Source organism: Helicobacter bizzozeronii (genome assembly GCF_900196775.1).
In the GTDB taxonomy this organism is placed as follows: Bacteria; Campylobacterota; Campylobacteria; order Campylobacterales; family Helicobacteraceae; genus Helicobacter; species Helicobacter bizzozeronii.
In genome coordinates this window covers 1-5893 of sequence record NZ_FZLB01000045.1, presented here as the reverse complement: position 1 = coordinate 5893, position 5893 = coordinate 1, and the positions used below count along the sequence as shown (strand labels likewise).

Annotated in this window: 7 protein-coding genes and 1 pseudogene; all 8 read right to left on the bottom strand. The window is 39.7% G+C overall.

Going from position 1 to position 5893, the window contains the following annotated elements; genetic code table 11:
• A partial coding sequence (gene mobC, locus C5684_RS05855) for a plasmid mobilization relaxosome protein MobC (RefSeq protein WP_233708678.1) occupies positions 1-221 on the bottom strand: 221 nt, incomplete at its 3' end.
• 273 nt (positions 222-494) lie between these two features.
• A complete protein-coding gene (locus C5684_RS05850; RefSeq protein WP_104639717.1) occupies positions 495-1985 on the bottom strand; it encodes a hypothetical protein in 1491 nt (496 codons plus the stop codon).
• Entirely contained in the window at positions 1975-2328 is a 354-nt protein-coding gene (locus C5684_RS05845) for a replication/maintenance protein RepL (RefSeq protein ID WP_104639716.1), read from the bottom strand. The genes C5684_RS05850 and C5684_RS05845 overlap by 11 nt, the downstream gene beginning before the upstream one ends.
• Positions 2325-2918, bottom strand: coding sequence for a replication/maintenance protein RepL (locus C5684_RS05840; RefSeq protein WP_104639715.1), 594 nt, complete (start codon positions 2916-2918; stop codon positions 2325-2327). The genes C5684_RS05845 and C5684_RS05840 overlap by 4 nt, the downstream gene beginning before the upstream one ends.
• Positions 2919-3606: 688 nt before the next feature.
• On the bottom strand, positions 3607-4002 hold the full coding sequence (locus C5684_RS05835; protein WP_104639714.1) for a type II toxin-antitoxin system PemK/MazF family toxin: 396 nt from the start codon (positions 4000-4002) through the stop codon (positions 3607-3609).
• Positions 3995-4546 carry a hypothetical protein gene (locus C5684_RS09535; protein ID WP_233708677.1) on the bottom strand — a complete coding sequence of 184 codons (552 nt, stop codon included), beginning with the start codon at positions 4544-4546 and terminating at the stop codon, positions 3995-3997. Before C5684_RS09535 ends, C5684_RS05835 begins: the two co-directional genes overlap by 8 nt.
• A gap of 24 nt (positions 4547-4570) precedes the next feature.
• Positions 4571-5155 (bottom strand): hypothetical protein, encoded by a 585-nt coding sequence (locus C5684_RS09530; protein WP_233708676.1) that lies wholly within the window; start codon positions 5153-5155, stop codon positions 4571-4573.
• A pseudogene (locus C5684_RS09850) lies at positions 5141-5855 on the bottom strand (relaxase/mobilization nuclease domain-containing protein); the annotation flags it as partial. The gene C5684_RS09530 and the pseudogene C5684_RS09850, both read right to left, overlap by 15 nt.
• Positions 5856-5893: the final 38 nt, after the last annotated feature.

Here is a 5893-nt window from a genome sequence, read left to right as displayed (position 1 = left end):
GCAAGCATTTTTAGACTGATTTTATCCATACTTTTTTGGGTGTTAAGATGTTTGGCAATTTGGTTAAGATTATTGCCCCATTTAGCTAGCTCAATAATCAAATCTTTATTAGCTAAAGCTCTTGCTTTTTTGGCTGAAAATTTTGGCTGTGTTTTAAGCATAGAAGTAAGCGCAAATTGAGAGAAATTGAGATGAGATTTTTTCATCTCAAATTGGATCATCTCCCACTCTTTTTCAGAGAGTCTTAGACGCTTGGTAATGGGCTTTGTAATCAAGGTATTTTCCTCTGTCTTTCTTGGGGGTTCAAGGGGGCGCGCCCCCCTTGCAAGCATACGAGTAGCGTAGCTACGAAGTATATGCTTGCCCTGTAATTATAAAACGATGGCAAGACTCTAGCAAATTGCCATTAAAAGCTGGCTAAAACAAACAAAATCAAATCCTTAAATCTTACAGCTTATACAGGAAAAAAAGTTGTAAAAAATAAGGGGGTTTTTTTAGTTGTGGTTGGGCTGATTTTCTGTGTGCGGATTGGTATGGGTTTTATGCTTTTTAGGGGCGGTATTTTTTGACTTGCCTATCTTGTTAATTGCCCCTTGTAATTTGACCTTTAATCCCTTGAGTTTAGCCCTGAGCTGTTTGACTTCTTTTTCCTTGTCATGCAACTCTTTTTCGCAAGTTTCAATCGCGCTCAAAATCTCTAAAATTTGCTCCTTAGTATGGCTCATTTTTTTCTCCTTATTGGGGTGGTTTTTCTTGATCTGATTATAGCTAACTTTTGGGTGTTGTTGTGGTGTGTTATTTTGGGCTTTAAAAATGTCTAAAGAGTGGGCTGGAAGTTGGATATATTGGTCGGCTATTTTTACCCACCCCTCTAAGGATATTTTGACAAATTTTACACCATAAAAATCTTTCAAAAATTGCTCTACTTTTACGATGTTTTTGAGCTCATTGATAGCGTGGCAAACTACCCCAAAAACTTCAGGGTTTAAGATGATGTAAGGTTCGCCTATAATCTGCTCTAATTCCCTAGCAATTTTGTTTAGATTGGTGGTCTGTAATTGAAACTCCAAATAGCTCAAGCAATTAAAGGTTGTATCTGTCTTAAAATCGTGCGCGACTTTCTTATCCTCAAGCAGGCTATATTTCCCTCCCTTATTAGTCTTAACCATGTGGTAACTTCCCTCGTAATATTCTCGCTCAATTCCCTCAAAAATACTAATCAGCAAGAGAATATCTGTGCTTAGGATTTTTTCCATATCCGCATGCGTTAAATAACCCCTACTTTTCAAATCCTTATCTCTTACCTCTTTTACAGGTTGTCTTGGCACTTGTAAGACCATTTTTTTCTCTCTCATCTCTTGGAATTTTTGGATAGCATTTTGCTCCAAAAACTCAAGGTTCATGATCCTGTTTCCTTTGATAATAATAGGCTCTAAAAGTGTTGGGGAATTGGGGTCGTTTTTCCTGTAAAATCTTGCTAAATCTTTCAGCGCACTCTTATCAACAAAATCATAAATTTTTAGAGCTTTTGCGATAGAAATTTGCAAGATTTGGTATGCCTCTTTTTCTTGGAAAAAAAAGTCTGAGATAGGCACTTGTGTAGGAATAATAATGCGGTATCTCTCTATATTTTTTCGGGTATCTTTGGGCTTGATTTTTAGATAATTTCTGCTAGGAATAATCACAGAAAAAATCTGATGTTTTTTGAGAATTTTTTGAGCCTCTTGCACGCTCAAATAAGGCTCGTTTTCTTGGTTGTCAATGTCAAAAAAAAGAGCGTTATTAAAGCCGATAACATTGGCATGACTGCGCTGGCTTTTTGCGTATTTTTGTCGTGCTTTATCCGCGCAAAAAATCATAGGCGAAGTATCGTATTTTAAAGCTAGTTCTGCTAGCTTTTCAAGGCTCTCAATGTTGTAGATAACCTGCCATTGATTCAGAGCATATTGCGTGCTGTCATGGCAAATGGATAGGCTAAGATTCACGGGGTGCTCTTTGATGAATAAAAACTACTTTTGTGTTGAGCCTATATGCACCTCCGTGTGCTGTGAGTGGTTGCAAAACTTTTTTTTCTACTAGGGTTTTTAGGGCTTTTTGTGCTGTTAGTTGGCTAATACCGCATAACTTCGCAAGTTTTTCGCCTGTAACAAAAACGCTATTTTCTCGATCTCTGAGCTCAATGACCTTGATACAGGCTTTTAGCATTGTGATACTCATGTCGTTCATGCCGTCTTTGATGATGTCATGGATTACGAAACTAGCAAGGAGCGCATTTTCATCAATGTTTGAATTATGCGGTATATGAAGTTCGCATGCCGTGTGTTTCATTTCTCATCACCCTTTTTTTTCTCACGCTTTGGTTTTTTTGTGCTTGTAGTTGCTTTGGTGGTTTTTTCTTGCAAAATCTCCTCCTCGCGTTCGTGGAATCTAAACACAATCGTGCGCCGACTCTCATATCCGCCTTTGAAGATCATGTTCCCATTAACTCTATACGCGCCTCCGCGCGCTGTGAGTGGTTGCAAAACTTTTTTTTCTACTAGGATTTTTAAAGCTCTTTTTGCTGTATCTAGGCTTACATCGCACAATTTTGCGAGTTTCACGGAAGTGACAAAAACGCTATTTTCTCGATCTCTGAGCTCAATGACCTTGACACAAGCCCGCAACAGAGCTCCCCCTATTTCCCCGAGTATGTGAAAAAGCATGCCTGTGAAGAGCTTGTCAAAATTGCAATCTTTTTCTACGATGGCATCACAGATCAAAGCATCGCTTTCTTGTATCTCGCCTGTTTTGATGTTTTTGATATAGATTTCTTGGCGTGTTTCTATCCTCTGTAACTTGGTTGTCTTGGCGTTCTTGATCTTACCGCTCTTGACTCTGCCTTTGGTGGTAGTGTTAGCTGTCTGTGGGTTATCTTTCATTGGTGCTCCTTAATTAGCCTGTTATAAACAAGCATTATTCTAATATTTTTAACTTTAATGTTTGATAAGTTCATTAATTAGTAGGTAATAATCAAACAAATTATTAATAGGAAATAATCAAACAAAAGTATGAAATAATCAAACAAATTACGCTTAAGGTAACCTACCTACATTAATAGGAAATAATCAAACAAAAGTATGAAATAATCAAACAAATTACGCTTAAGGTAACCTACCTACATTAATAGGAAATAATCAAACAAAAGTATGAAATAATCAAACAAAAGTATGAAATAATCATATTGCAATAGCGGCAATGTCCGCTATTTCTAGCGGAAATGTCCGCCAAATTAAAAATTCATCTAACCCCCTAAAATACGGGCTTTAAAGCACTTTTTCAACTAGCCCGACTCTGATCTAAATAAAGCGCATGTCGTTTAAGGTTCAAATTTAGCTTTAAGGTTCGCGCCGTGAAAATTCACAAAAACGCCTTTTCTGTATGAGCTGTAAGATTTAAGGATTTGATTTGTTTTTGTGAGTTTCAACAGGCTGGCCTGTTGAAAAATCGACTCGCGATCGCGCATTAACGATCGTTTTTAATTTTTTGTGCTACAATGCATGCATATCTCCTTTTTGGAGACCAGAGCTTGCTTTTTGGCAAGTTGCCCTGTCCTAGTTGCAGGGAATATTAGTCAATCACTTCGCTTTTGATTCTGTCCTTGATGATTTTGAGCACTTCATCGCCGACCTGTGCGATCTTAGTCCGTCTGCGTTTTGTGTCAAATACGCGGATTTGGTGCAATAGGGCGACTTGTTCTGTGCCATTGCTATCCTTGAAGTTATGATGAAACGGCATGGTTCTCTTTTGGATTTGACTACTGAGTGGCACACCTAGAAACAGCTTGCTAGATAGCAATTTCACAACAAGCACGGGACGCGTGAAGTTAGCAGATTTGCCATAGACTTCGTGTCCGATATTCTGACCAATGCAAATCCAGTAGATGTTACCAACGATGACCTTATGTGGCGGGTTCTTGTCTAGCTTTTTCTTTTGCTCGTTCCAGCTGTCAAATCGTTCAGTCATCTCCCCCTGCCTTTCCCCCTGCTTTGTGGTTGATACAAGCTTGCAAGCCGTAATTTTTCAGACTCGTTTCTAATTGCGCTTGTTGCTCTTGCAACGAAGTCTGTAAATCGCTGTAGCGTTTCTCCTGCTCGCTCACTAGCGTATTGTAGTCTTGCTGTATCTGCCTCTCTAAGCCCTTGTAGCAAAATTGCATCTCTGCTCTGATTTTCTCTAGCTCTGTCTGCACCTCCTGCAACAATGCCTCGTATTTGCGCTTTAAATCGCTCAGAATCGCTTTCAAGCTCTCGGATAGGGTCTGAGTATGGTTTTGTATCTCTTGCGCTTGTAGAGCCTCTAAATCGCATAATTTGGCTATGAGCTCTTGTGATTGTTTCTCTTGCTCCTCGTGAGCTCTCCTCATGCGCTCTAATTGCTCCAAGTAAGCCACTTTCTCGCTCTGCAAGCTCTCGATCTTGCCTTGCAAGCTCTCTACTTCGTTCTGCAAGCTCTCCACTTCGTCTAACAAAGCGCGCTCTAATGCGCTCAGTATCTCTCTCATCATCATCAAAATCCTTACCTCTTACCGCTCTTACCGACTGCGTTTCTTGCCGAGCTTGTTTAGCTTGGCTTTCAACTCGGCTATCTGATCCTTGAGCTCGTGTATCTGCTTGATATGCTCTACCCCCATCGCTGCTATTTCTTGCTCTTTCTCCTCGATCTCTTTGGTGTGGCGTGGATCGATAAAAAGTAGATACACGACTAGCATTAAAAGCGTTGTCAAGGTGCAACTTATGATCGCTGTTAATGTGCTGTTTTTCCTCCCTACTTTTTGCATTTGTGCGATCGCTTGGTTTTGGATCGCTTTGGCTGTAGTTTTGAGCTCTCTGATGTTCTGTGTATCGATCATCTGCAAAGCGTGTTCTACCCTCTCTGTGATTTGTTGCATAGTAACGCTGTTTGTGCGTAATGAGCTCGTGTAATTTTTGTCTAAGATTTGCAACTTCTTTTCTGCGTTCTGTATGATCGTATCTGCGATCTGATTCAGTCTGCTCTCTGCGGTCTGCATGAGCGTGTCTGTGATCTGATTGACTTGCTCTTGTATCTGCTGTTCTTTCTCCTGCTTTTTCTTGATCAGTGTGGCTTCCATGCTTTGCAACATTGCCGAATTGCTCATGGTAAATTTCTCCTTTCAATCGTATGGCTTTTTTGCTCTCAGGCAACTTAACACTGATATAGTCTTTTCCTTGTCGTGTAACTTCAATGCCATGCTCCTCCAAAAGCTCTATAATTTCTTGCCTTGTATCAAGGAAATGATTTTTCACTTTATCGTGTAAAAAATCATCTAGTTCTTGGCAATCTTTAAAGAGCTTTTTTTGCTGGGGAATTTTGGTGTTGCAATGCTGGATTTTTTGCACCCTAGTAAGGTCTTTTGGGTTGCTAAAATTATGCTCCAAATTAACTAGATTTTTCCAAGTATCTATACGCGCTAAATCTGCCCTGTGATAATAGGGGGTAAAAGCTTTCTTTGTAGCTAGATCAATTCTAGGGATAACAAAGTTAAGTTCTAGCCTGCCTTTATCCCTGTGTTCTACCCATAAAATGTTGTAGCGTTCCTGCATTTCATCAGTCAATAAAGCACGCTCAAAACCCTCTATGATTTCTTGCTTTAAATGCTCCGCAATATTGCTCTCTTCAAACGATAGACAGCCTACGCATGTTTTGTGTTTCTGCGTGAGTGTATTGATTAGGTTTCTAGTGAGCTCTGCATTGCCCTTTAAAATCCGCGCTGTGCCTACCTCAAATCTTTCATCTAGCAAGTAGTCAATACTACTCTCACTCCCTCCCTTTTTATTACCCCAAAATTTAACTAACAAAATGCGCCCTAATCTGCTCTAAATTTTTCTCAATCTCT

What these genes read in the sequence shown, in the direction of transcription:
- C5684_RS05840 (WP_104639715.1), bottom strand. Translation starts at nt 2,918, where the DNA reads ATGAAAGATAACCCACAGACAGCTAACACTACCACCAAAGGCAGAGTC.
- C5684_RS05845 (WP_104639716.1), bottom strand. Translation starts at nt 2,328, where the DNA reads ATGAAACACACGGCATGCGAACTTCATATACCGCATAATTCAAACATT.
- C5684_RS05835 (WP_104639714.1), bottom strand. Translation starts at nt 4,002, where the DNA reads ATGACTGAACGATTTGACAGCTGGAACGAGCAAAAGAAAAAGCTAGAC.
- C5684_RS09530 (WP_233708676.1), bottom strand. Translation starts at nt 5,155, where the DNA reads ATGAGCAATTCGGCAATGTTGCAAAGCATGGAAGCCACACTGATCAAG.
- C5684_RS09535 (WP_233708677.1), bottom strand. Translation starts at nt 4,546, where the DNA reads ATGATGATGAGAGAGATACTGAGCGCATTAGAGCGCGCTTTGTTAGAC.